Source organism: Jannaschia sp. S6380, from assembly GCF_023015695.1.
GTDB lineage: Bacteria > Pseudomonadota > Alphaproteobacteria > Rhodobacterales > Rhodobacteraceae > Jannaschia.
In genome coordinates, this window is the sequence record NZ_JALKAS010000001.1 from 2,032,343 (window position 1) to 2,055,041 (window position 22,699).

A 22,699-nucleotide genomic window follows, 5' to 3' on the forward strand; every position below is an offset into this window, starting at 1 on the left:
GCGATTATAGAAAACCGAAGAAGCGCGGCACGGCCAGCGAAATGGCCGGCACGTAGGTAATCAGCCCGATCACGAACACTTCCACGGCGAGGAACGGCAGGATGGCGCGGGCGATGGTCTCGACCCGTTCGCCGCTGACGGACGAGGCCACGAACAGCACCAGCCCCATCGGCGGCGTGGCCAGACCGACGGTCAGGTTCACCGACATGATGATCGCGAAATGCACCGGATCCACGCCCAGCGACACGAAGATCGGCCCCAGGATCGGGCCCAGGATGATGATCGCGGGCCCGGCATCGAGGAACATGCCGATGATGAACAGCAGCAGGTTGATCAGCAGCAACAGGATCAGCGGGTTTTCCGACAGCGAAAGGATGAACCCCGCCAGCGCCTCGGGCGTATGGCTGAGGGCGACGACCGTCTTGAACGCCATCGCCGCGCCCACCAGCAACAGCACCACCGAGGAGATGAGCGCTGCCTTTCCCAGAACCTCCGGCAGGTCGCGCCACGTCATTTCGCGCAGGATGAACAGCGACACGATCGCGGCATAGGCGGCAGCCACGGCGCTGGCCTCGGTGGGCGTGAAGGCGCCGCCGAGGATGCCCCCCAAGATGATGATCGGCGTCAGCAGCGGGAAGAACGCCTTGAGCGAGGCGCGTCCCTTGTCGGGCCAGGTGGCCCGCATCTTCAGGCCCGGAAAGGCGCCCGGGTCGCGGCGCGCCAGGATGTTGGTCACCACCATCAGACCCAGCCCGACCAGGACGCCCGGCACGATGCCGGCCAGGAACAGGGCCGCGACCGACTGCTCCATCACGTAGGCGTAGATGATCATGATCCCCGAAGGCGGGATGATCGGCCCGATGACCGAACTGGCGGCGGTCACGGCGGCGGCGAACTTGCGGGTATAGCCCTCTTTCTCCATCGCGGGGATCAGCATCGAGCCCAGCGCCGAAGTATCGGCCACCGCCGAGCCCGAGAGCCCCGCGAACAGCATCGAGGACAGGATGTTCACCTGCGCCAGCCCGGCGCGGAAATGCCCGACCAGCGCCTGCGCGAATTCCACCAGCCGCAGGGTGATGCCGCCGCGGTTCATCATCTCGCCGGCCAGCATGAAGAACGGGATCGCCATCAGCGGGAAGCTGTCCATCCCGTTGTAGGTGTTGCGATACAACAGGACGAGGTCGCGTTCCTGCCCGTTCAGCCAGAGCATGACACCCGGCGCGGCCAGCAGCGCGAAGAACACCGGCAGGCCGATCATCAGAAGCAGCAGGAACAGCGGCAGGAACCAGACCAGCACGACCTATTCCGCCCCGACCGTGGCGGTATGCGGGATGACGGGCAGGTCGTCCCCCCGGCCCGCCAGAACCGCGATCTGCCGCAGGATCAGCTCCACCGTGACCGATGTCAGCATCACCATGCCGACCAGGAGCGAAGCCATCATCCAGCTGCGCGGCATCTTCTCCCACCCGTCGGGCGTCGGGTAGAACAGCGACGAGGTCTTGAACTGCCCCGAGAAGCCCGTGACCTCGGACCAGCCGATGCCCACGGCGACCACCAGCACCGCCAGCGAAACGGCCAGCAGCGCCAGCGTCAGGACGCCACCGAGCACCCGCGGCAGTGCCAGCTGGATCATGTCGATGGCCACGAACCCGCCCCGGCGGAGCGCCGTCGGCGCGACCACCATCAGCCACAGCATCAGGAAGCGCGCGGCCTCCTCGGGCCAGGGCAGCGGGTTCGACAGGATGTAGCGCCAAACGACCTGGATCAGGATGAACACGACCATCAGCGCCATGCAGAAGATACCGACCGCGCGGCCCGCGGCCAGCACGCCCGCGTTCAGGGCGCCCAGGCCCCGGATGATGGTCAGAACTCCCCCCACGCGCCCTCCCGTGCGATGGCCCCGGCCGCCATGGGCCCGGGTGACGCATGTGAACGCGCTGCGGCGCGATGCGTCAACCTGCTTGGGCCCGCAGGGGCGCCGCGGGCGTCGCCACGTCAGCGGATGCGCGCGCCGCCCTCAGCCGCGAACACCATGACGCGGGCCGGATCGACCGTCAGTGCGACGCGGTCGCCTTCGTCGGACCGGATGTCTCCGCGCTCCTCGACGATGATCTTCTCGCCGGTTCCGGCGGTCAGGTAGGCATAGCTGACCCCGCCCAGCGCCTCGGTCAGGTCGACCGACAGCGTGTCGCCGGCGGCGATCTGCAGATGTTCGGGGCGCATGCCCACCGTCACTGCCGTCCCCTCGGGCGGCAGGGTCACCGCCGCGGTCAGCGAGGTGCGCAAGCCCGGCACCTCGATGGCCCCGCCCCGCACCACCCCGTCGAGGAAGTTCATCGAGGGCGAGCCGATGAAGCCCGCCACGAAGCGGTTGTCGGGATCGCGGTACAGATCCAGCGGTGCGCCCACCTGCTCGATCCGGCCGTCGCGCAGGACGACGATCTTGTCGGCCATGGTCATCGCCTCGACCTGGTCGTGGGTGACGTAGATCATCGTGGCGCCGATCTCCTTGTGCAGGCGCGCGATCTCCACCCGCATCTCGACGCGCAGTTCCGCGTCCAGGTTCGACAGCGGCTCGTCGAACAGGAACACCTCGGGCCCGCGCACGATGGCGCGGCCGATGGCGACCCGCTGCCGCTGGCCGCCCGAAAGCGCGGCGGGCTTGCGTTTGAGGTAGTCGTCCAGCTTCAGGATACGCGACGCCTCGGCGACCTTGGCGTCGATCTCCTTGCGGGGATGGCCGTTCATCTTCAGGCCGAAGCCCATGTTCTCGCCCACCGTCATATGCGGGTAGAGCGCGTAGGTCTGGAACACCATCGCCACGCCGCGCTGCGCCGGATCCTCGCGCGTGACGTCGCGCGGCCCGATCAGGATCTGGCCCTCGCTGGTTTCCTCCAGCCCCGCGATCATGCGCAGGAGCGTGGACTTGCCGCAGCCCGAGGGGCCGACGAAGACGCAGAACTCGCCCTCCGCGATGGTCAGATCCACGCCGTGGATCACCTGGACGTCGCCGTAGCGCTTGACGACCTCCTTCAGCTCGACGCCTGACATCGGTTCATTCCTTCCTTTGGTCGGGGAAGCGCCAATCGCGCAGGTCCCCCGCTATGCGTTCGACCGCCCGCCGCAGGTCCGGCAGATGGCGTTCCAGATCGGCGATCGCGCCGCTCGTCGTCGTCGAGGTGACCGACACCGCGCCCATCACCCGGCCACCGCCCGACAGGACCGGCATGGCGATGCAGTGAATTCCCGGCTCGTGCTCCTCGCGGTCGAAGGCGTGGCCGGTCGCGCGAATCGTCTCCAGCTCGGCGCGCAAGGCGGCAGGGCCGTCGATCGTGGCCTCAGTGAAGCGATGCCAGCTTTGTTGCGCCAGCGCCGCCTCGCGCGCGTCCTCGTCCAGGAAGGCGAGCATCGCCTTGCCCACGCCCGTGCAATAGGCCGGCCCGACCTTGCCCGCCTCCGAGAACATCGGCACCGGCCGCGCGGCATTCCGCTTGTCGACATAGAGCACCTGTCCGCCGTCGAGCTGCGCCAAATGCACCGTCTCGCCCACCGCACGGCTGAGATCGTCGAGGTGGAACCGCGCGATCGGGGCCAGGCTCGACTGCGCCCAGGCGGCATGCGCCATCCGCACCAGCCGCAGGCCCGGGGCATAGGTGCCGCGTTCGGAGTCGAAGGCCAGCATGCCCTGTCGGGTCAGGGTCTGCACCAGGCGGTAGAGCGTGGCCTTGGGGAAGGGCGATGTCTGCAACAGTTCCGAGAACCGGACCGGACGATCGAACGCCGCAACGCGATCCAGAACGTCGAGCGCCTTGCCCACCGTTCCTTCCCCAACGTCACGTCCGCCGTCCCTGTGGATGTTCAACCCGAGCCTCCCGTCTCAAATCTGTGTTGACAGCCTAGCCATATCGCCGCATCGTTTTCAACATAAGAAACTTGGTTTCAACATTTGGAACCAAAGGACGCATCTGGGAGGATAACATGCGATCCATTCTGACGGCGCTCGCCGCCACCACCATGCTGACCGGAACCGCCTTCGCCGACGCGCACGCGTTGTCGGGCGAACTGCGCATCGTGTCGGACATGTCGAACCCAGCGCCGCGCGCGGTGATGGAAGGGCTTGTCGCCGATTTCGGCGAGATGCACCCCGACCTCGATATCGAGCTGGAGGTCGTCGACCGCGAGGCCTGGAAGACCCAGATCCGTAACGCGCTGACCGCGAACCCGCCGGACGTCATCAACTGGTACGCCGCCAACCGCATGGGTCCCTATGTCCAGGCCGGCCTGTTCGAGGACGTGTCCGACATCTGGGCCGACATCGAAGGGCTGGACGCCGTGAAGGGCGCGCTGACCCTCGACGGCAAGCAGTGGGGCGTGCCCTATACCTACTACCAGTGGGGCATCTACTATCGAGAGGACATCTTCAACGAGCTGGGCCTCGAGGAGCCGGAGACCTTCGAGCAGGAAATGGCGAACTGCCAGGCGATCATCGATTCGGGCCGGAAGTGCTATGCCATCGGATCCAAGAACTATTGGACGACCGGCGGCTGGTTCGACTACCTCAACATGCGCACCAACGGCTTCGACTTTCACATGGAGCTGGCCCGCGGCGAGGTGCCCTGGACCGACGACCGCGTGCGCGAGACCTTCGCCAACTGGCAGAAGCTCGTCGACATGGGCGCCTATCTCGATGACCACCAGAACTACTCCTGGCAGGAGGCGCTGCCCCCGATGGTCAACGGCGAGGCGACCGCCTACCTGATCGGCAACTTCGCCGTGGCCCCGATGCGCGATGCGGGCCTGACGGACGAGCAGATCGACTTCTACCAGTTCCCGGTGATCGCCGACGTGCCCAAGGGGGAGGACGCGCCGACCGACACGTTCCACATCCCCGCGGGGGCCGAGAACAAGGAAGCCGCGCGCGAGTTCCTTAAGTTCGTTACCCAGGCCGACGTGCAGACCGAGATCAACGCCGGCGACGCGCTGGGCCAGTTGCCGGTGAACGCATCCTCCTCGGTCGATGCGGACGAGTTCCTGGAACAGGGCTTCGACATGCTGTCCAACGAATCGACCGGCGGCGTGGCGCAGTTCTTCGACCGCGACTTCCCCGCCGAGATGGCGTCGGTCGCTATGGAGGGCTTCCAAGAGTTCATGGTCTTCCCCGAGAACCTCGAGGACATCCTGCAGCGCCTCGAACAGGCGCGGGAGCGCATCTACGCCAACTGATCCGAGCCGCACCCATCCCTTCGGGGGTGGGTGCGACCCCGCCGCCCCGGCCGCGAGGCGTTCCCGCTTTCCGCATGTGACGGATCCCAGACCGACAGGAGGCCCGCGTGGTCAACGCCCCCGCCGTTCCCGACACACATCCGCCCGCCGGCGGCCCGAAAGGGGACAAGCGCGGCTGGTACCGCCGCAACGAGATCCGCGTCACGCCGTGGCTGTTCCTGGCGCCGGGGATCCTGTTCTTCGTCTTCTACGTCATCTTCCCGATCTTCCAGTCCTTCCAGATCAGCCTGTACCGCTGGGACGGTCTGGGCGAGTTGTCGACCAACGGCACTTTCGTCGGCCTCGACAACTACCGCGAACTCTCGACCGACCGTGCCTTCAATATCTCGCTGTGGAACAACCTGCGCTGGCTGGTGCTGTATCTGCTGGCGATCCCGATGGGCCTGTTCATCGCGCTGTTTCTGAACCAGACGGTCACCGGCATCCGCCTCTACAAGTCGCTGTTCTTCTTTCCCTTCGTCATCAGCCAGGTCGTCGTGGGCCTGGTCTTCTCGTGGTTCTACCTGCCCAACGAAGGGCTGCTGAACGCCTTCCTGGGCCTGTTCGGCGCCGGGCCCGTAAACATCCTGGGCGACCCGAGCCTCGCCACCTACGGCATCATAGCCGCCGGCCTCTGGCCGCAGACGGCCTATTGCATGATCCTGTATCTCACCGGCCTGAACGCCGTGGATCCCGAACAGGTGGAGGCCGCCCGCCTCGACGGGGCCAAGGGCTGGAAGATGCTCTGGTACGTCATCGTGCCCCAGCTGAAGCCCGCCACCTTCATCGCCTTCGTCGTCACCATCATCGGCGCGCTGCGGAGCTTCGACCTGATCTCGATCATGACCGGCGGCGGCCCGTTCGGGCAGACCCGCGTGCTGTCGTTCTACATGTTCGAAAAGGCCTTGGCCGAGTTCGGCTTCCGCATGGGCTACGGCGCCGCCATCGCGGTCGTCCTGTTCCTCATCATGATGGTCTTCATCGCCTACTTCCTGTGGTCGATGTGGCGCGACGAACGGGGCGCGCGGTGACCTTCCGCGATCGCGTCAACGCCATCGCCGGTGGCATGCCCGGGGCCGAACTGACCCATCCGTTCGACGACGGCCACGACGCGTGGAAGGTCGGCGGCAAGATGTTCACCTGCATCGGCGCCGTCGATCCCGGTGTCTCGGTCAAGACGCCTGACGTGGAGACCGCCCGGATGCTTATCGAGGCCGGCGCGGCCAGCCGCGCCCCCTATTTCCACCGCAGCTGGGTCAAGGTGCCCGAGACCGCCGATGACGCCGAACTGTCGCACCGCATCGCGGTCTCCTACGACACGATCCGCGCGGGCCTGACCAAGAAGGCCCAAGCCGCCCTGCCCCTTCGGGAGACGACCTGATGTTCCCTACCCCGATCCAGAAGACCTCGCGTCAGTGGCAACTGACCTACCAGACCCTGCTGCCGGTGGCGCTGGTGCTGTGGCTGCTGCCGCTGATCGCGGTGATGATCTTCTCGGTCAAACCCGACAGCGACTTCACCCAAGGCAACTACTGGGGCGTCCCCGGCTCGTTCGAGCTGTTCAACAACTACGGCCGCGTCTTCTTCGAAAGCGACATGCCGCGCTATCTGCTGAATTCGCTGCTCATCACCGTGCCCACCGTCATCGGCACCGTGGCGCTGTCCTGCATGACGGGTTTTGCGCTGGGCATCTACAAGTTCCGCGGCAACCTGCTAATCTTCTTCATGTTCATCGCCGGCAACTTCGTGCCCTTCCAGATCCTGATGGTCCCGGTGCGCGACTTCACCATCGACATGAACCTGTATGACACCAAGACCGGGCTGGTCCTGTTCCACATCGCGTTCCAGACCGGGTTCTGCACGCTCTTCATGCGCAACTTCATCCGCGCGCTGCCCTTCCCGCTGATCGAGGCGGCGCGGGTCGAGGGCGTCGCGGAATGGCGCATCTTCCTCTACGTCGTCATGCCGCTGATGAAGCCCGCCATCGCGGCGCTGGCCGTCCTGATCTTCACCTTCATCTGGAACGACTATTTCTGGGCGATCGTGCTCACCCAGGGCCCCGACAGTCAGCCGGTCACCGCCGGCATCACCTCGTTCAACTCCGAATACCGCGCCGCCTATCACCTGATGAGCGCGGGCAGCATCGTTGCGGCCCTGCCGCCGGTGGCGATGTTCTTCCTGATGCAGCGGCATTTCATCGCCGGTCTTACCCTCGGCGCGGTCAAGTAGCCATGGCGGCCGATGCCCTGCCCCTCGGCGCCACCAGCGCCCGCGCCGATATGCCCATCCGGACCTGGCGGCTGGACGACGCGCATCCCGACACGGGCGGGCGCCAGACACTGGTGCTGGCCGCCCGGGGCGACCGCCTGCCGCAGGTCGTCTACTGGGGGGCGCCCCTGTCCCAAGACGCCCCGCTCGATACCCTCGCGCGGGGCCATGCCATCGACGTCACCGGCGGCATGCTGGACGAAAACCCCGACCTGTCGCTCTGCCCCGAGGCGGTGCGCTCCTTTCCCGGTCAGCCGGGCCTCGTTCTGCGCGGCCATGACGGCACGCCGCTCCTGCCACGCTTCGCCTATGCCTCCGAGGATACGTCCGACGGGTTGACTCTGACCTATGCCGACGCGGCGAACGGCCTCACGCTGACCTTCCTGTTCCGCCCAGATCCGTCCACCCGGATCGTCACCGCCAAGACCGTCCTGGAGGCAGCCGACCCGGTACACCTGCACTGGCTCGCCGCCCCCGTCCTCCCCGCGCCGCAACATGCCACCGAGATGATCGACGTCTCCGGGCGCTGGTGCGGCGAATTCCAGCTCGAACGCACGCCCTGGACCCCCGGCATCCGCTACCGCGAGAACCGGACGGGCCGCACCGGGCACGAACATTTCCCCGGCCTGATCGTCCCTTGCATCGGCGCCACGAACGCGCAGGGCGAGGCCTACGGCTTCCACTACGGCTGGTCCGGCGGCCACCGCATGATCGCCGAGGAACTGCCCGACGGTCGCCGCCAGATTCAATGGGGCCACGCCGCACGGATGGAGACGAACGCCGCCCGGCGGTTCGAGAGCGCGACGCTCTACGTCACCTATTCGCAATACGGCCTCAACGGCTGCGCGGTCGCCTTCCAGCGCCATCTGCGCGACCGCATTGTGACCTGGCCGAACCCCGCCGCCCCGCGCCCCGTCCACTACAACTGCTGGGAAGCGGTCTATTTCGACCACAAGCTGCCGGTCCTCAAGGACATCGCAAGCCGTGCCGCCGCCCTGGGCGCGGAACGTTTCGTGCTCGACGACGGCTGGTTCGGGCAGCGCGACGACGACACCCGCTCGCTCTCCGACTGGGAGGTCGACCCCCGCAAGTATCCCGACGGCCTCGGCCCGCTGATCGACCATGTCCATGGCGAAGGGATGACCTTCGGTATCTGGTTCGAGCCGGAGATGATCAACCCCGACAGCGACATCCACCGCGCGAACCCGCATTGGGCGCTGGGCTCCGAGGATCAGACCCTGGGCCGACAGCAGAAGGCCCTGAACATGGCCCTGCCCGAGGTGCGCGACTTCATTCACGGTCGCATGGCCGCGATTCTGGGCCGCCACGCCATCGACTACGTCAAATGGGATCACAACCGCGTCCTGCCGATGCCCGACGCCGACCAGACCCGCGGCTCCTACGCGCTAATCGACCGGCTGCGCGCCGATTTCCCGCAGGTGGAGATCGAGAGCTGCGCGTCGGGCGGCGGCCGCATCGACTTCGGCATCCTCCAGCGGACCCAGCGCATCTGGCTGTCGGACAGCAACGACGCGCTCGAACGCCTGCGCATCCAGCACGACGCGGCGCTGTTCCTGCCACTCGCCGTCACCGGCTCCCATGTCGGGCCGCGCCGCTGCCATACCTCGGGGCGAATTCTCGACATCTCGTTCCGCGCCTGGGTCGCCGCACAACGGCACATGGGATTCGAGATGGACCCCCGCGAACTCGATGACCGCGAGACGCGCGTCCTCACCGAAGTGACCGCCTGGTGGAAGCGCAACCGCGACTGGATGACGCTGGCCGACATCCACCGCCTCGACAGCGCCGACCCCGCCGTCCTGGCCGAACAGCAGCAGGCCCGCGACGGCCATCGCTTCGTCCTCTTCGCGGGCAAGGCCGCCACCTCGGCCCAGATCGCGCCGCGCCCCCTGCGCCTGACGGCCCTCGACCCCGAGGCGACCTACCGGATCGAACTGATCAACCGCGCAAACGCCCCCGCGCTCAGCCGCGGCGCGCCGCTCCTCAAGGACGGGCCGGTCGACCTGCCCGGCGCCTGGCTGATGCAGCACGGGATCGTCCTGCCATGGAACTTCCCCGAGACGATGTGGGTCGTCGAAGGACACCGCCTGTGACGCGCCCGGGCCAAGACACATCCGACGTGGGCCCTACCGACGTCGCCCCCTCTGAGTATTTCGATAGGACGGGATAGAGACATGACCCAGACCGCCACATATCCCGACCTCGACGGCGCATCCGTCTTCATCACCGGCGGCGGCTCCGGCATCGGCGCGGCGCTGAGCGAAGGTTTCCTGCGCCAAGGCGCGAAGGTCGCCTTCATCGGCCGATCCGACGCGACCGAGTTCGTGGACGAAATGACGCGGGCCACCGGAAACACGCCGCTCTTCATCCAAGGCGACATTACAGACATCGCCGCCCTGCGCGGCGCGATGGATCAGGCGGCCAAGGCACATGGCCCCGTCACGCGACTGGTCAACAACGCCGCCAACGACCAGCGGCACGCGACGCTGGATGTCGACGAGGAATTCTACGACTGGTCCCAGTCGATCAATCTCAAAGCTTATTTCTTCGCCTGCCAACATGCCATTCGCGGCATGAAATCCGCGGGTTACGGCCACATCGTCAACTTCACCTCCATCAGCTACATGATGGGCAATGCCGGCTACGCCATCTACACGACCGCCAATTCCGGCATCAATGGCATGACCCGCAGCCTCGCCCGCGAATTCGGCCCCGACCAGATCCGCGTCAACGCACTCGCCCCCGGCTGGGTGCTGACGCGGAAGCAGCTCGAGAAATGGGCCGACCCAGACAGCCTCGCCGCGCATCTCGACCGGCAGTGCCTGAAGGATCACCTAGGCCCCGAAGACATCGTGAACCCGACCCTCTTCCTGTCCTCCGAGGCGTCCAGGATGGTCACCGGTCAAGCACTCGTCGTCGATGGCGGCGTGGCCGTCACCGGATGACCCGCTGGATCGCCGTCGACTGGGGCACCACATCCCTGCGCGCCATGCTGATGGAGGGCGAGCGAACTATCGGGACGCGGGCCAGCGAGGACGGCATGGGCCGCCTGACCCGCGAGACGTTCGAGCCGAGCCTTCTGAACCTGATCGGCGACTGGCTCGACGGCCCGACGGAAATCGTCTGCTGCGGCATGGTCGGCGCCCGCCAAGGCTGGGCCGAAGCGGCGTATCGCACCGCCCCCTGCACCCCGCTGGGTGGCGAATTGACGCGGGTGGAAACACGTGACAACCGCCTGCGCGTGAGCATCGTGCCCGGCATCCGGCAGACCTCCCCCCACCCGGACGTCATGCGCGGAGAGGAGACGCAGATCGCGGGAATATTGCGCGATGACAGCGATTTCGACGGTGTTGCCTGCCTTCCCGGCACGCATACCAAATGGGTTCATGTCAGCGCCGGCGAAGTCGTCAGCTTCCGCACCGTGATGACCGGGGAGCTGTTCGAGACCGTCGCCCGCCATACGGTTCTCCGCCACTCGTTGGGTGGCGACGCCTTCGACGACGACGCCTTCCTCGGGGCCGTCTCCGACACGCTGTCCCGTCCCGAGGCGCTGAGCGCGCGTCTGTTCGAACTGCGCGCCGCGGACCTGCTGCATGGGCAGGACGCCGCCAAGGGGCGCGGCCTCCTCTCGGGGCTCTTGATCGGGTCGGAACTGGCCGCCACCAAACCCTGGTGGCTGGGGCGGGACGTCGTGGTAACTGGCGCCCCCGGCATCAGCCGCGTCTACGACCTGGCCCTGCGCGCACAGGGTCTGACACCCCGTCTCCTGCCGGCCGACGATATGACGCTCGCCGGTCTCGCCGCCGCCAAGGATCTGCCATGACCCGTCCCCTGATCGCCATCTTGCGCGGCATCACACCCGCCGACGCCATCCCCGCCTGCGCCGCCCTGATCGAGGCCGGCATCACCACGATCGAGGTCCCGCTGAACTCGCCCGAGCCGCTGTCCTCCATCGCCGCGATGGCCGACGCGCATGGCGACCGGGCCCTGATCGGCGCGGGCACCGTTTTGACCGTGCCAGAAGTGCAGTCGGTGGCCGAAGCCGGCGGACGCCTGGTCGTCTCGCCCAACGCCGACCCGGACGTCATCGCCCGGACCCGCGACCTGGGCCTGGAGAGCTGGCCCGGCATCTTCACCCCGACCGAAGCCTTCGCCGCCCTGCGCGCGGGCGCCACGGGGTTGAAGCTGTTTCCCGGCGCGATGGCGGGCCCGTCCGGCCTGAAGGCGATGCGCGCGATCCTGCCCGTGGGCGCCAAGGTCTATGCCGTGGGCGGCGCGGGGCCCGAGAACTTCGCCGAGTGGTTGGCCGCAGGGGCGGACGGTTTCGGCCTCGGCACCGCCTGTTACGTGCCGGGCCTGCCCGTCGACGAGATCGCCAACCGTGCCCGCCGCATCGTCGACGCCTATGACCGCGCGGCGGGGGCGGGGGTGATGGCGTGACGCAGGCGCGCGTTCACGACGATCGCGTCTGCGAACTGGGTGAAGGCGCGCTCTGGCATCCGGGCCGGCGACAGCTCTTCTGGTTCGACATCACCGCGCGCAGGCTAATGACGCGCGAGGGAGATACGCCGCGCGATTGGCACTGGGACGAGATGGTCTCGGCCGCCGGGTGGGTCGATGACGATACGCTGCTGATCGCGGGGGAGACGGCGTTCTGGCGTTTCGACATCGACACCGGCCAGCGCGAAAAGCTTGCCCCGCTCGAGGCGGACAAACCCGGCAACCGCTCCAACGACGGCCGTGCCGACCCGCTGGGCGGGTTCTGGATCGGCACGATGGACAAGCAGGCGAAGCCGGGCGCGGGCGCGATCTACCGCTATTTCCGGGGCGAGGTGCGCAAGCTCTACCAGGACATCTCGATCCCGAACGCGATCTGTTTCGCGCCCGGCGGCGACACCGCCTATTTCGCCGACACGGCCAAGGGCGCGATCTGGAAGCAGCATATCGACCGGGCCGGCTGGCCGTCGGGCCGGCCCGAGATCTTCGTGGACTTCTCGGGTGTCGGCCTCGCCCCGGATGGTGCGGTCTGCGACGCCGAGGGCAATGTCTGGGTCGCGCAATGGGGCGGCTGGCGCGTCGCCTGCCATGGACCCGACGGGCGCTTCCGCTCGGCCGTGGCCTGCGGTGCGGCGCACACGACCTGTCCGGCCTTCGGCGGTGCGGACATGCGCTCGATCTTCGTGACGTCTGCCACGCAGGGCCTGTCCGAGGACGCGCGCGAACACCAGCCGGCGGGCGGGTGCACCTGGGTGGCGGAGGTTCCGGTTCGGGGCCTGCCCGAGCGAAGGGTCATTCTGTGAAACGCAGTCTCGGCGTCTGCTACTACCCCGAACACTGGCCCGAGGATCGCTGGCCCGAGGATGCGCGTCGCATGGCCGATCTGGGCCTCACCTGGGTGCGCATCGGCGAATTCGCCTGGTCCCGGCTGGAGCCATCGCCGGGCGATTACCGCTGGGACTGGCTCGACCGCGCCATCGACGTGCTGATCGGCGCGGGCCTTTCGGTGGTGCTCGGCACGCCCTCCGCCACGCCGCCCCGCTGGATGCTGCACCGCCATCCCGACATGCTGGCCACCGATGCCGACGGCCGCCCCCGCAAGTTCGGCTCGCGTCGACACTACTGCTTCAGCCATGCGGGCTATCGCGACGACGCGGCGCATATGGCAGGGCTCATGGCCGAACGCTATGGCGACCGCGTGGCCGCATGGCAGACCGACAACGAATACGGCTGCCACGACACGGTGCTCAGCTGGTCCGACGCCGCGCGGGATGCGTTCCGCGACTGGCTGCGCCGCCGGTACCAGGATATCGGCGCCCTGAACGCGGCCTGGGGCAACATCTTCTGGTCGATGGACTATGCCGACTGGTCCGAGATCGATCTGCCGAACCTGACGGTGACCGAACCGAACCCGGCCCATGCCCTGGCCTTCCGGCGCTTCGCCTCGGATCAGGTCGTCCGCTGGAACGCGGTACAGGTCGACGCGATCCGTACCCATTCCGACGCGCCGATCGGCCACAATTACATGGGCCGCGTGACCGAGTTCGACCACTACGCCACCGGCGCGCAGATGGAGATCGCGACCTGGGACAGCTACCCCTTGGGCTTCCTGCTGGACCGCGTGCCGGAGGGTGACGCCGCCGCCTACCTGCGCCAGGGCGACCCCGACTTCCAGGCGTTCCATCACGACCTATATCGCGCCGTCGGACGCGGCCGCTGGTGGGTGATGGAGCAGCAACCCGGCCCGGTGAACTGGGCGCCCTACAACCCCGCGCCCCTGCCCGGAATGGTCCGCCTCTGGTCGTGGGAGGCGTTCGCGCACGGGGCCGAGGCCGTCTGTTGGTTCCGATGGCGCCAGGCCCCCTTCGCGCAGGAGAGCCAGCATGCCGGCCTTCTGCGCCCCGACGCGACGGACGCGCCCGGCCTGGCCGAGGCGGCGCAGGTCGCCGCCGAGCTGGCCGATGCGCCGGACGTCGTCCCCAACCAGGCCCCCGTCGCCCTGATCTTCGACTACGCCTCGCAATGGGCGTGGGAGGTGCAGCCGCAGGGCAAGGGCTTCGACCATTTCGCCCTGTGCTTCCACCTCTACCGCGCGCTGCGATCGCTGGGTCTTTCGGTCGACATCCTGCCATCCGACACGACCACGCTGGACGGCTACGCCCTGACGCTCGTGCCGGGGCTGCTCACGCTGACCGGCCCGCTCCGCGCCGCCATCGCGGGCGCGTCGGGGCTGGTCCTGACCGGCCCGCGCACCGACCTGAAGACCGACACGCTGTCGTTCAAATTCCCCTTCGGCCCCGACCTGCCCGGCCTGTCCACACGCTCGGTTATGGAGGAGACGTTCCCGCCCGGCGCCCCCCTTCCGCTGGTCAAGGGCGGCCACGTCACGCTGTGGCTGGAGCATCACGAGACCGAGGCCGACGTGATCGAGGCCGCGACGGATGGCACGCCGATCCTGCTGCGCCAAGGCCGCCACCTGCATCTGACCGGCTGGCCCGATGCCGAGGCCGCCCGCCGCATCCTGCGCGACCTGGCGGTCGAAGCGGGGCTGGACGTCCACGACCTGCCCGACGGCCTCCGCCTTCGCGACACCGGGGCGGAGCGTTTCGTGTTCAACTACGCCGACGAGGCGCGCCGCTTCGACGGTCACGACCTGCCCCCCGCCGGGGTGCTGCGCCTTACCCGGCCATCCTGAGGCCCAACTCCAGCATCCGGTTGGCGAAACCCCATTCGTTGTCGTACCAGCCGAAGACGCGGATCAGGCCGCCCTCGCTCGCGCGCGTCTCGGGTGCGGCCATCACGATGCTCTCGGGCCGGGCGCGCAGGTCGGAGCTGACCAGCGGCGCCGCCTCCATCCCGATCACCCCGCCCGCGTCCCGCAGGGCCGTATTCACCGCATCCACCGTCGCAGCCCGTTCCGGCAAAAACGCCAGATCGACAGCCGAGACGCTGGCCACCGGCACCCGCACCGACTGGCACGGCACGCGGCCCGTCAGATGCGGCAGGACCTGATCGACCAGCCGCCCCGCGCTCGTCGTCGTCGGCACCATCGACAGGGCCGCGGCCCGCGACCGCGCGAAATCCCCGCGCGGCATGTCCACCGTCGGCTGGCTGCCGGTGTAGCAATGGATCGTGGTCATCGACCCGGCTGCGACACCGAAGGCCCGGTCCAACACGGCCAGCAGGGGCGCGACCGCGTTCGTGGTGCAGGAGGCGTTCGACACGATCCGGTGCGCCGGGTCCAGCGTCGCGTCGTTCGCCCCCAGCACGATCGTCGCGTCGGCCACGGCGGAGGGGCCCGACATCAGCACCTTGGCCGCGCCTGCGAGCAGCCCGCGCTCCACCTCGGGGCGGGTGTCGGCATGGCCGGTGCATTCCATCACCAGGTCGACATGGCCCAGCGACAGCGTCCGCAGGTCCGGCGTCCGGTGGAAGGGGATCGCCTGGCCGTCGATGACGAGCGCGTCCTCGGCCGCCGCGACCGTACCGGGCCAGGGGCCGAACACGCTGTCGTACTTGAACAGATAGGCGCAGGTCTCGATCGGGGCGATGTCATTGATGCCGACGACCTGGATCCCTCGGCCGGCGCCGCCCAGATGCGCGCGCAGGATCGACCGCCCGATCCGGCCGAACCCGTTGACGAAGACCCTCACGCCGCTGCCAGCCCCTCGTCGAGTGCCGCGACGATCCGGTCGCAATCGCCATCCGACAGGATCAGCGGCGGCGACATGACGAGGTTGTGGCCCGACCAGCGGACCATCACACCGGCCTCGTAGGTCGCCTCGAACACGCGGCCGGCCAGGGCGGCGTCGGCGGATTTGGCGGCCCGGTCGGACACGATCTCGACTGCACACATCATCCCTTCGCCGCGCACGTCGCCGATGATGTCGTGCCGCCCGGCCAGATCGGTCAGCCCCGCCTTCAGCCGCGCGCCCTGATGCCGGGCCCTGTCCCACAGGGCCAACCGCTCGGTCTCGGCCAAGCAGGCGAGCGCGGCGGCGCAGCCGACGGGATGGCCCGAATAGGTGTAGCCGGTGCCGATCATCGCGCCCTGTTCGCCCTCGAACACCTCCGCCATCCGGTCGTTCGCCAGCACCGCGCCCATGGGGAAATAGCCCGACGTGATCGCCTTCGCGAGGCACATCATGTCCGGCTTCACCCCCCAGTGCCGCGAGCCGGACACGTCGCCCGTCCGCCCGAACCCGGTGATGACCTCATCCGCGATCAGGAGCACGCCGTGCCGGTCGCAGATCTCGCGCGCGCCCGGCATGAAAGACGGATGCGGCGGGATCACCCCGCCCGCCCCGAGCACGGGCTCCATGATGAAGGCGGCGACGGTGCCGGGCACCTGCATCTCGATCTCCGCCTCGAGCGCCCGGAGGCAGAGCGCGGCCAGCCGTTCGGGGTCGCTCTCGTCGAACGGGTTGCGGTAGGCATAGGGCGCCGGGATGTGGAAGCAGCCCGGCAGCATCGGCTCGTAGGGCGCGCGGAACTGCGGGTTGCCGTTGACGCTGGCGCCACCCCAATGCGTGCCGTGATAGCCCTTGCGGATGGCGATGAACTTGGTGCGGCCCGGCTCGCCCCGCAGGCGGTGATATTGCCGCGCCAGCTTCAGCGCGGTGTCGACGCTGTCCGACCCGCCCGCGGTGAAGAAGGCCCGCGTCATGCCTTCGGGGCCGAACATCTCGGCCAGCTTCACCGACAGTTCGATCGCGGCGTCGTTGGTCGTACCCTTGAACGCCGAATAATAGGGCAGGCGCTGCAACTGATCGGCTATGGCCGCCTTGATCGGGGCGCAGGAATAGCCGAGGTTCACGTTCCAGAGCCCGCCCACGGCGTCGATGGTCGTGTGCCCGTCCAGATCGGTGATCCGCACCCCTTCTGCCCCGGTGATGACCTTTGGCGGGGCGGCCCGCATCTCGCCGGGATGGGCCATCGGGTGCCAGAGATGGCGGGCGTTCATCTCGGTCAGGAAATTGTCGTCGCGCATTTCGGGCACCTCCGCCCCTTCATTGGGGCGCGGCATCCGCGAATGTCAAAGCGCGAGTCGTATCAGTACAAATCCCATTCGTCCTCGGCCCGGACCTCGCCGATGGCCGTCCAATCGGCGCGGACGCGCGCAACCCGGGTGTCGCCCCAGGTGCGGAATATCAGGTCGAAACCGGCCTCGGTCACGTTCGCGTGGCCCAGGTCCGCGCGCTGGTTCGTGGCCGCGTCCATGTCGAACATCCCCAACGTGGTCGTGATTGCCGGCGGCGTCTTGAACGGCTCAGCGAAGACGACGCGCACGCGCGCCTCACGCGGACCGATCCCCGTCCACATATCGCCCCCGTCCTCGAAATCCGAGAACATGGAGCGGCTTCCCTGCAGGACGCCGATCAGATGATTGCGAAATCGTCGCATGTGTCTCGCGCCCGCAGTTCCGGTCCCGACCACCGGACAGAAGTAACCGGATTCGGGACGAATGGCCCCCAAAAATGCGAAGGCCCCGGAAATTTCCGGGGCCCGTTCATGATTTCCTCGCAATCAGAGGTTCGACTGCTTCGGGTCGAGCCCGATGTGACCACCCATCGCGACCATGTCGGCCAGCAGTTTGGCGGCCGCGTCGACGCCGCCATCGTTGCCATCGGCGGGCCGTTCGCGCGCCGCGTCATGGGCGGTGCGGGCCTCAACCACCCAGTCGTCATAGACCTCCTGCGTGACATCCGAGACCGGCAGCGCCCGTTCGGCCAGAACCGTGACGCCGGCGCCGATCTCGGCGAAACCGCCGGTCACGGCGAAGCTCTGTTCGCCGCCGGGGGCCTCCACCGTCAGGATGCCGGGACGCAGCGACGTGATCGTCGGCGCGTGGTCGGCCATGGCCGTCAGATCCCCGTCCGCGCCGGGGATGCGGACGGCATTGGCGTCGTCCATGGACGCCAGCCGCCGCTCGGGTGAGACGAGTTCGAACTGCATCAGGCCGCCTCGGCCGCCATGCGCTCGGCCTTGGCCTTCACCTCGTCGATGCCGCCGACCATGTAGAACGCGCCTTCGGGCAGGTGGTCATATTCGCCCGCGACCACCGCCTTGAACGAGGCGATCGTCTCCTCCAGCGGGACCTGCTTGCCGTCGGCGCCGGTAAAGACCTTGGCCACGTCGAAGGGCTGCGACAGGAACCGCTGGATCTTGCGGGCGCGGGCCACGGTCAGCTTGTCCTCTTCGGACAGCTCGTCCATGCCGAGGATCGCGATGATGTCCTGCAGCGACTTGTAGCGCTGCAGGATGCCCTGCACGTCGCGGGCGACCTGGTAATGCTCCTCGCCCAGAACCGCCGGGTCCATCAGGCGCGAAGTGGAGTCGAGCGGATCCACGGCCGGATAGATGCCCAGCTCCGAGATCGCGCGGGACAGCGTCGTGGTCGCGTCGAGGTGGGCGAAGGACGTGGCCGGCGCGGGGTCGGTCAGGTCGTCGGCGGGGACGTAGATCGCCTGCACCGACGTGATCGAGCCGTTCTTGGTCGAGGTGATCCGCTCCTGCATCTGGCCCATGTCGGTGGCCAGCGTCGGCTGATAGCCCACGGCGGAGGGAATGCGCCCCAGAAGGGCCGACACCTCGGAGCCCGCCTGCGTGAAGCGGAAGATGTTGTCGACGAAGAACAGCACGTCCGTGCCCGACTGGTCGCGGAACTGCTCGGCCAGGGTCAGGCCGGTGAGAGCCACGCGCATGCGGGCGCCCGGCGGCTCGTTCATCTGACCGTAGACCAGGGCCACCTTCGATTCCGACAGGTTGTCGGGCACGATGACGCCGGACTCGATCATCTCATGATAGAGGTCGTTGCCCTCGCGCGTCCGCTCGCCCACACCGGCGAAGACCGAGAAGCCCGAGTGCACCTTGGCGATGTTGTTGATCAGCTCCATGATCAGGACCGTCTTGCCCACGCCGGCACCGCCGAACAGGCCGATCTTGCCGCCCTTGGAATAGGGCGCCAGCAGGTCGATGACCTTGATGCCGGTCACCAGGATCTCGGAACTGGTCGATTGCGCCGCGAAATCGGGTGCGTCCTGGTGGATCGAACGGTGCTCGTCGGCGTCGACCGGCGCGCCCTCGTCAACCGGCTCGCCGATGACGTTCAGGATGCGGCCCAGCGTGGCATTGCCCACGGGGATGGTGATCGGGCCGTCGGTGTCGGTGACCTCCTGCCCGCGGACGAGGCCCTCGGTCGCGTCCATCGCGATGGTGCGGACCGTGTTCTCGCCCAGATGCTGCGCCACTTCCAGAACCAGGCGCTTGCCGTTGTTCTCGGTGGTCAGCGCGTTCAGGATCTCGGGCAGGTGATCGCCGAACTGCACGTCCACGACGGCGCCGATGACCTGGGTTACTTTTCCGACTGCGTTTGCCATGTCGTCTCTCCGTTTTCAGGGTGCGCACGCACCCGCAGTTCCGCTCAGAGCGCCTCGGCGCCCGAAATGATTTCGATCAGCTCGTTGGTGATGACGGCCTGGCGCGAACGGTTGAACTCGATCGTCAGCTTGTCGATCATCTCGCCCGCGTTGCGCGTCGCGTTGTCCATCGCCGACATCCGCGCGCCTTGCTCGGACGCCCCGTTCTCCAGCAGGGCCGCGAAAATCTGCGTCGCCACGCCGCGCGGGAGCAGATCGGCCAGGATCGCCTCCTCGCTCGGCTCGTAGTCGTAGAGCGTCGAGGCGTCGTCCGTCTCCTCGAACGAGGCGGGGATGATCTGCTGCGCCGTGGGCTTCTGGCTGATGACGGACTGGAACTCCGCATAGAAGATCGTCGCGATGTCGAACTCGCCCGCGTCGAACCGCTTCAAGACGTCCGACGCGATGCCCGCCGCGTCGCCGTAGCCGACCCGCTTGACGTCCGACATGTCGACATGGGCGACATGGTACTGGCCGTATTCACGCTTGAGCGATTCACGGCCCTTCTTGCCCACGGTCATGATCTTGACCGTCTTGCCCTCGGACAGCAGGCGCGACGCGTGGGTCTTGGCCAGCTTCGCGATATTGGCGTTGAAGCCCCCGCAGAGCCCGCGCTCCGACGTCATCACGATCAGCAGATGCGTCTGGTCCGACCCCGTCCCCGACAGGAGTCGGGGCGCGGTGTCGCTGCCGCCGACGGACGAGGCGAGTTGCCCCAGAACGGCGTTGAACCGTTCGGTGTAGGGGCGCGCCGCCTCGGCCGCATCCTGGGCACGGCGGAGCTTGGCCGCCGCGACCATCTGCATGGCCTTGGTGATCTTGCGCGTCGACTTGACGCTCGCGATCCGGTTCTTGAGATCCTTGAGGTTGGCCATCTAACGGCCCCTCAAGCGAACGTCTTGGCGTAGTCGTCGATCGCCGCCTTGATGCGGTCCTCGGCGTCGCCCTTCACCTTCGGATCCTCCTCGGTGATGAAGTCGAGGACGTCCTTCGCCGGTCCGCGCATGTGCTTGAGCAAGCCCGCTTCCCAGCGACCGACATCCTTCACCGGCACCTTGTCGAGATATCCCTTGGTGCCCGCATAGATGACGCAAACGATCTCGGCATTGGTCAGCGGGGAATATTGCGGCTGTTTCATCAGCTCGGTCAGGCGCGCGCCCCGGTTCAGGAGCTGCTGCGTCGACGCGTCGAGGTCGGAGCCGAACTGCGCGAAGGCGGCCATCTCGCGGTACTGCGCAAGGCTCAGCTTCACGGGACCCGCGACCGACTTCATCGCGTCCGTCTGCGCCGACGATCCGACGCGCGACACCGACAGGCCTGTGTTCACCGCCGGGCGAACGCCCTGATAGAACAGTTCCGTTTCGAGGAAGATCTGACCGTCGGTGATCGAGATCACGTTGGTCGGAATGAACGCGGACACGTCGCCGCCCTGGGTCTCGATGATCGGCAGCGCCGTCAGCGAGCCGTTGCCGTATTCGTCGCCCAGCTTCGCCGAACGCTCAAGCAGGCGCGAGTGGAGATAGAACACATCGCCCGGATAGGCTTCGCGGCCGGGCGGACGACGCAGCAGCAGCGACATCTGGCGATAGGCCACGGCCTGCTTGGACAGGTCGTCATACACGATCAGCGCGTGCCGACCGTTGTCGCGGAAATACTCGGCCATCGCGGTCGCGGCATAGGGCGCGAGAAACTGCATCGGCGCGGGGTCCGACGCGGTGGCGGCGACGACGATCGAATAGTCGATCGCGCCCGTCTCCTCCAGGCGCTTCACCAGCTGCGCCACGGTCGAACGCTTCTGCCCGATGGCGACGTATATGCAGTAGAGCTTCTTGGACTCGTCATCGCCGGCGGCGTCGTTGTAGCTCTGCTGGTTCAGGATCGCGTCGAGCGCCACGGCGGTCTTGCCGGTCTGGCGGTCGCCGATGATCAGCTCGCGCTGACCGCGGCCGATCGGGATCATGGCGTCGACGGCCTTGAGGCCGGTCGCCATCGGCTCATGCACCGATTTTCGCGGGATGATGCCCGGCGCCTTGACGTCGGCCACCCGACGCTCGGACGCGTTGATCGGGCCCTTGCCGTCCAGCGGGTTGCCGAGGCCGTCGACCACGCGGCCGAGCAGTTCGTCCCCGGCGGGCACGTCCACGATGGAGTTCGTACGCTTGACGACGTCGCCTTCCTTGATGTCCCGGTCGGAGCCGAAGATCACCACGCCGACATTGTCGCTCTCGAGGTTCAGCGCCATGCCCTGGATGCCGCCCGGGAACTCGACCATCTCTCCGGCCTGGGCGTTGTCGAGGCCGTAGACCCGCGCGATGCCGTCCCCCACGGACAGGACGCGACCCACCTCGGCCACCTCGGCCTCCTGGCCGAAATTCTTGATCTGGTCCTTGAGGATCGCGGAGATTTCCGCAGCCTGGATCGCCATTACCGAACCTCTTTCATCGTATTCTGGAGTGCATTGAGCTTCGCGCGGATCGATGTGTCGATCATCCGCGAGCCGATCTTGACCACGAGACCGCCGATCAGCGCGTCATCGACGGTGACATCTAGGTTCACATCCTTGCCGGTTGACGCCTTCAGCGCCTGCGCCAGCTTGTCGGACTGCGTCTTCGTCAGTTCCTTGGCCGAGCGGACCTCGGCCGTGACCTCGCCCCGACCCTCGGACAGCATCGCCTTCAGCGCCGCGACCATCTGCGGCACGACGAACAGGCGCCGCTTGGAGGCCATCAGGCGCAGCGTGTTCGACAGCACGTCGCCCAGGCCCATCTTGTCGGCGAGCGCGGAGACGGCGCGGCCCTGATCCTCGCGGCTGACCACCGGCGAGGACAGCACTTCGCGCAGTTCGGGCGATGCCCCGATGGCATCGTCGAGCGCGTTCACGTCCGATTCGAGTTTACCGAGATCGCCACCTTCGCGGCTGAGGTCGAGGACGGCCTGCGCATAGCGTTGGGCAATCCCCGTCGAGATCGAAGCTGGTTCGGACACGTCCACCCTTTCGACAGTCTTGTCAGGCTCCGACGTCCCCCGGACCGGCCCACGTCAGACCCAGCCCACACGGGCCGGATCACGAAATCGCGCTCCCTCTAGCAGAGGGGTTCGGACCCTGCAACTGCCCGCGCGCGCGGCCGGACATCGGGCCGCACCGCCCTTTCCGGGCCGTCGATCACCCGGTCCGCGCGGCCCCGATGCGATCGGTTGACGTAAGGAAACCCTCAATCGGCCGCCGGGGTCCG

General features: G+C 67.6%; 22 protein-coding genes. 10 read left to right on the top strand and 12 right to left on the bottom strand.

All coding sequences use genetic code 11. The annotated features are described in order from the left end of the window. Window positions 1-4: 4 nt before the first annotated feature. The 4 genes from MWU52_RS10520 to MWU52_RS10535 all read right to left on the bottom strand — a co-directional run bounded on the left by MWU52_RS10520 (window position 5) and on the right by MWU52_RS10535 (window position 3,817). Window positions 5-1,297 (bottom strand): TRAP transporter large permease, encoded by a 1,293-nt coding sequence (locus MWU52_RS10520; RefSeq protein ID WP_246951788.1) that lies wholly within the window; start codon window positions 1,295-1,297, stop codon window positions 5-7. 3 nt (window positions 1,298-1,300) lie between these two features. Next, complete coding sequence (locus MWU52_RS10525) at window positions 1,301-1,879, bottom strand: TRAP transporter small permease (RefSeq protein WP_246951790.1); 579 nt, start codon at window positions 1,877-1,879, stop codon at window positions 1,301-1,303. 116 nt (window positions 1,880-1,995) lie between these two features. Further along, entirely contained in the window at window positions 1,996-3,051 is a 1,056-nt protein-coding gene (gene ugpC, locus MWU52_RS10530) for a sn-glycerol-3-phosphate ABC transporter ATP-binding protein UgpC (RefSeq protein ID WP_246951792.1), read from the bottom strand. 4 nt (window positions 3,052-3,055) lie between these two features. Next, window positions 3,056-3,817: an IclR family transcriptional regulator gene (locus tag MWU52_RS10535; RefSeq protein ID WP_246951794.1), complete on the bottom strand. Its 762-nt coding sequence runs from the start codon at window positions 3,815-3,817 to the stop codon at window positions 3,056-3,058. Between the two features lie 161 nt (window positions 3,818-3,978). Between MWU52_RS10535 and MWU52_RS10540 the strand changes: the two genes are divergently transcribed. The 10 genes from MWU52_RS10540 (at window position 3,979) to MWU52_RS10585 (ending at window position 14,743) form a co-directional block, all read left to right on the top strand. Beyond that, window positions 3,979-5,223, top strand: coding sequence for an ABC transporter substrate-binding protein (locus tag MWU52_RS10540; protein WP_246951796.1), 1,245 nt, complete (start codon window positions 3,979-3,981; stop codon window positions 5,221-5,223). Between the two features lie 194 nt (window positions 5,224-5,417). Beyond that, a complete protein-coding gene (locus MWU52_RS10545) occupies window positions 5,418-6,293 on the top strand; it encodes a sugar ABC transporter permease (protein ID WP_246952859.1) in 876 nt (291 codons plus the stop codon). Next, complete coding sequence (locus MWU52_RS10550) at window positions 6,290-6,643, top strand: MmcQ/YjbR family DNA-binding protein (RefSeq protein WP_348645508.1); 354 nt, start codon at window positions 6,290-6,292, stop codon at window positions 6,641-6,643. Before MWU52_RS10545 ends, MWU52_RS10550 begins: the two co-directional genes overlap by 4 nt. Continuing rightward, window positions 6,643-7,491 (top strand): carbohydrate ABC transporter permease, encoded by an 849-nt coding sequence (locus MWU52_RS10555; protein WP_246951798.1) that lies wholly within the window; start codon window positions 6,643-6,645, stop codon window positions 7,489-7,491. The genes MWU52_RS10550 and MWU52_RS10555 overlap by 1 nt, the downstream gene beginning before the upstream one ends. Window positions 7,492-7,541: 50 nt before the next feature. Further along, on the top strand, window positions 7,542-9,644 hold the full coding sequence (locus tag MWU52_RS10560) for an alpha-galactosidase (protein WP_246952863.1): 2,103 nt from the start codon (window positions 7,542-7,544) through the stop codon (window positions 9,642-9,644). Window positions 9,645-9,725: 81 nt separating this feature from the next. Further along, complete coding sequence (locus MWU52_RS10565) at window positions 9,726-10,496, top strand: SDR family oxidoreductase (protein WP_246951801.1); 771 nt, start codon at window positions 9,726-9,728, stop codon at window positions 10,494-10,496. Further along, on the top strand, window positions 10,493-11,374 hold the full coding sequence (locus MWU52_RS10570; protein WP_246951803.1) for a 2-dehydro-3-deoxygalactonokinase: 882 nt from the start codon (window positions 10,493-10,495) through the stop codon (window positions 11,372-11,374). Before MWU52_RS10565 ends, MWU52_RS10570 begins: the two co-directional genes overlap by 4 nt. Continuing rightward, window positions 11,371-11,991: a 2-dehydro-3-deoxy-6-phosphogalactonate aldolase gene (locus MWU52_RS10575; protein WP_246951805.1), complete on the top strand. Its 621-nt coding sequence runs from the start codon at window positions 11,371-11,373 to the stop codon at window positions 11,989-11,991. The genes MWU52_RS10570 and MWU52_RS10575 overlap by 4 nt, the downstream gene beginning before the upstream one ends. Beyond that, a complete protein-coding gene (locus MWU52_RS10580; RefSeq protein ID WP_246951807.1) occupies window positions 11,988-12,851 on the top strand; it encodes an SMP-30/gluconolactonase/LRE family protein in 864 nt (287 codons plus the stop codon). Before MWU52_RS10575 ends, MWU52_RS10580 begins: the two co-directional genes overlap by 4 nt. Next, complete coding sequence (locus MWU52_RS10585; protein WP_246951809.1) at window positions 12,848-14,743, top strand: beta-galactosidase; 1,896 nt, start codon at window positions 12,848-12,850, stop codon at window positions 14,741-14,743. Before MWU52_RS10580 ends, MWU52_RS10585 begins: the two co-directional genes overlap by 4 nt. Here the strand turns inward: MWU52_RS10585 and MWU52_RS10590 are convergent. From MWU52_RS10590 to MWU52_RS10625, 8 genes are all read right to left on the bottom strand, one after another. Next, window positions 14,727-15,701 (bottom strand): glyceraldehyde 3-phosphate dehydrogenase NAD-binding domain-containing protein, encoded by a 975-nt coding sequence (locus MWU52_RS10590; RefSeq protein WP_246951811.1) that lies wholly within the window; start codon window positions 15,699-15,701, stop codon window positions 14,727-14,729. The genes MWU52_RS10585 and MWU52_RS10590 overlap by 17 nt on opposite strands. After that, window positions 15,698-17,038 carry an aminotransferase class III-fold pyridoxal phosphate-dependent enzyme gene (locus tag MWU52_RS10595; protein ID WP_246952865.1) on the bottom strand — a complete coding sequence of 447 codons (1,341 nt, stop codon included), beginning with the start codon at window positions 17,036-17,038 and terminating at the stop codon, window positions 15,698-15,700. Before MWU52_RS10595 ends, MWU52_RS10590 begins: the two co-directional genes overlap by 4 nt. Window positions 17,039-17,100: 62 nt before the next feature. After that, the gene (locus MWU52_RS10600) at window positions 17,101-17,451 is read right to left on the bottom strand and encodes an H-type lectin domain-containing protein (protein WP_246951813.1); all 351 of its coding nucleotides are present in this window, start codon (window positions 17,449-17,451) and stop codon (window positions 17,101-17,103) included. A 123-nt stretch (window positions 17,452-17,574) separates the two neighbouring features. Next, window positions 17,575-18,003 (bottom strand): F0F1 ATP synthase subunit epsilon, encoded by a 429-nt coding sequence (locus MWU52_RS10605; protein WP_246951815.1) that lies wholly within the window; start codon window positions 18,001-18,003, stop codon window positions 17,575-17,577. Next, window positions 18,003-19,427 (bottom strand): F0F1 ATP synthase subunit beta, encoded by a 1,425-nt coding sequence (gene atpD, locus MWU52_RS10610; RefSeq protein ID WP_246951817.1) that lies wholly within the window; start codon window positions 19,425-19,427, stop codon window positions 18,003-18,005. The genes MWU52_RS10605 and atpD overlap by 1 nt, the downstream gene beginning before the upstream one ends. A gap of 44 nt (window positions 19,428-19,471) precedes the next feature. Further along, on the bottom strand, window positions 19,472-20,341 hold the full coding sequence (locus MWU52_RS10615; RefSeq protein WP_246951819.1) for a F0F1 ATP synthase subunit gamma: 870 nt from the start codon (window positions 20,339-20,341) through the stop codon (window positions 19,472-19,474). A gap of 11 nt (window positions 20,342-20,352) precedes the next feature. Beyond that, window positions 20,353-21,891, bottom strand: coding sequence for a F0F1 ATP synthase subunit alpha (gene atpA / locus MWU52_RS10620; RefSeq protein ID WP_246951821.1), 1,539 nt, complete (start codon window positions 21,889-21,891; stop codon window positions 20,353-20,355). Further along, the gene (locus tag MWU52_RS10625) at window positions 21,891-22,451 is read right to left on the bottom strand and encodes a F0F1 ATP synthase subunit delta (RefSeq protein WP_348645509.1); all 561 of its coding nucleotides are present in this window, start codon (window positions 22,449-22,451) and stop codon (window positions 21,891-21,893) included. Before MWU52_RS10625 ends, atpA begins: the two co-directional genes overlap by 1 nt. Window positions 22,452-22,699: the final 248 nt, after the last annotated feature.

Coding starts and splice junctions, on each gene's coding strand:
- ugpC (WP_246951792.1), bottom strand. CDS start 3,051: ATGTCAGGCGTCGAGCTGAAGGAGGTCGTCAAGCGCTACGGCGACGTC.
- MWU52_RS10540 (WP_246951796.1), top strand. CDS start 3,979: ATGCGATCCATTCTGACGGCGCTCGCCGCCACCACCATGCTGACCGGA.
- MWU52_RS10555 (WP_246951798.1), top strand. CDS start 6,643: ATGTTCCCTACCCCGATCCAGAAGACCTCGCGTCAGTGGCAACTGACC.
- MWU52_RS10560 (WP_246952863.1), top strand. CDS start 7,542: ATGCCCATCCGGACCTGGCGGCTGGACGACGCGCATCCCGACACGGGC.
- MWU52_RS10565 (WP_246951801.1), top strand. CDS start 9,726: ATGACCCAGACCGCCACATATCCCGACCTCGACGGCGCATCCGTCTTC.
- MWU52_RS10570 (WP_246951803.1), top strand. CDS start 10,493: ATGACCCGCTGGATCGCCGTCGACTGGGGCACCACATCCCTGCGCGCC.
- MWU52_RS10575 (WP_246951805.1), top strand. CDS start 11,371: ATGACCCGTCCCCTGATCGCCATCTTGCGCGGCATCACACCCGCCGAC.
- MWU52_RS10595 (WP_246952865.1), bottom strand. CDS start 17,038: ATGCGCGACGACAATTTCCTGACCGAGATGAACGCCCGCCATCTCTGG.
- MWU52_RS10600 (WP_246951813.1), bottom strand. CDS start 17,451: ATGCGACGATTTCGCAATCATCTGATCGGCGTCCTGCAGGGAAGCCGC.
- MWU52_RS10605 (WP_246951815.1), bottom strand. CDS start 18,003: ATGCAGTTCGAACTCGTCTCACCCGAGCGGCGGCTGGCGTCCATGGAC.
- atpD (WP_246951817.1), bottom strand. CDS start 19,427: ATGGCAAACGCAGTCGGAAAAGTAACCCAGGTCATCGGCGCCGTCGTG.
- MWU52_RS10615 (WP_246951819.1), bottom strand. CDS start 20,341: ATGGCCAACCTCAAGGATCTCAAGAACCGGATCGCGAGCGTCAAGTCG.
- atpA (WP_246951821.1), bottom strand. CDS start 21,891: ATGGCGATCCAGGCTGCGGAAATCTCCGCGATCCTCAAGGACCAGATC.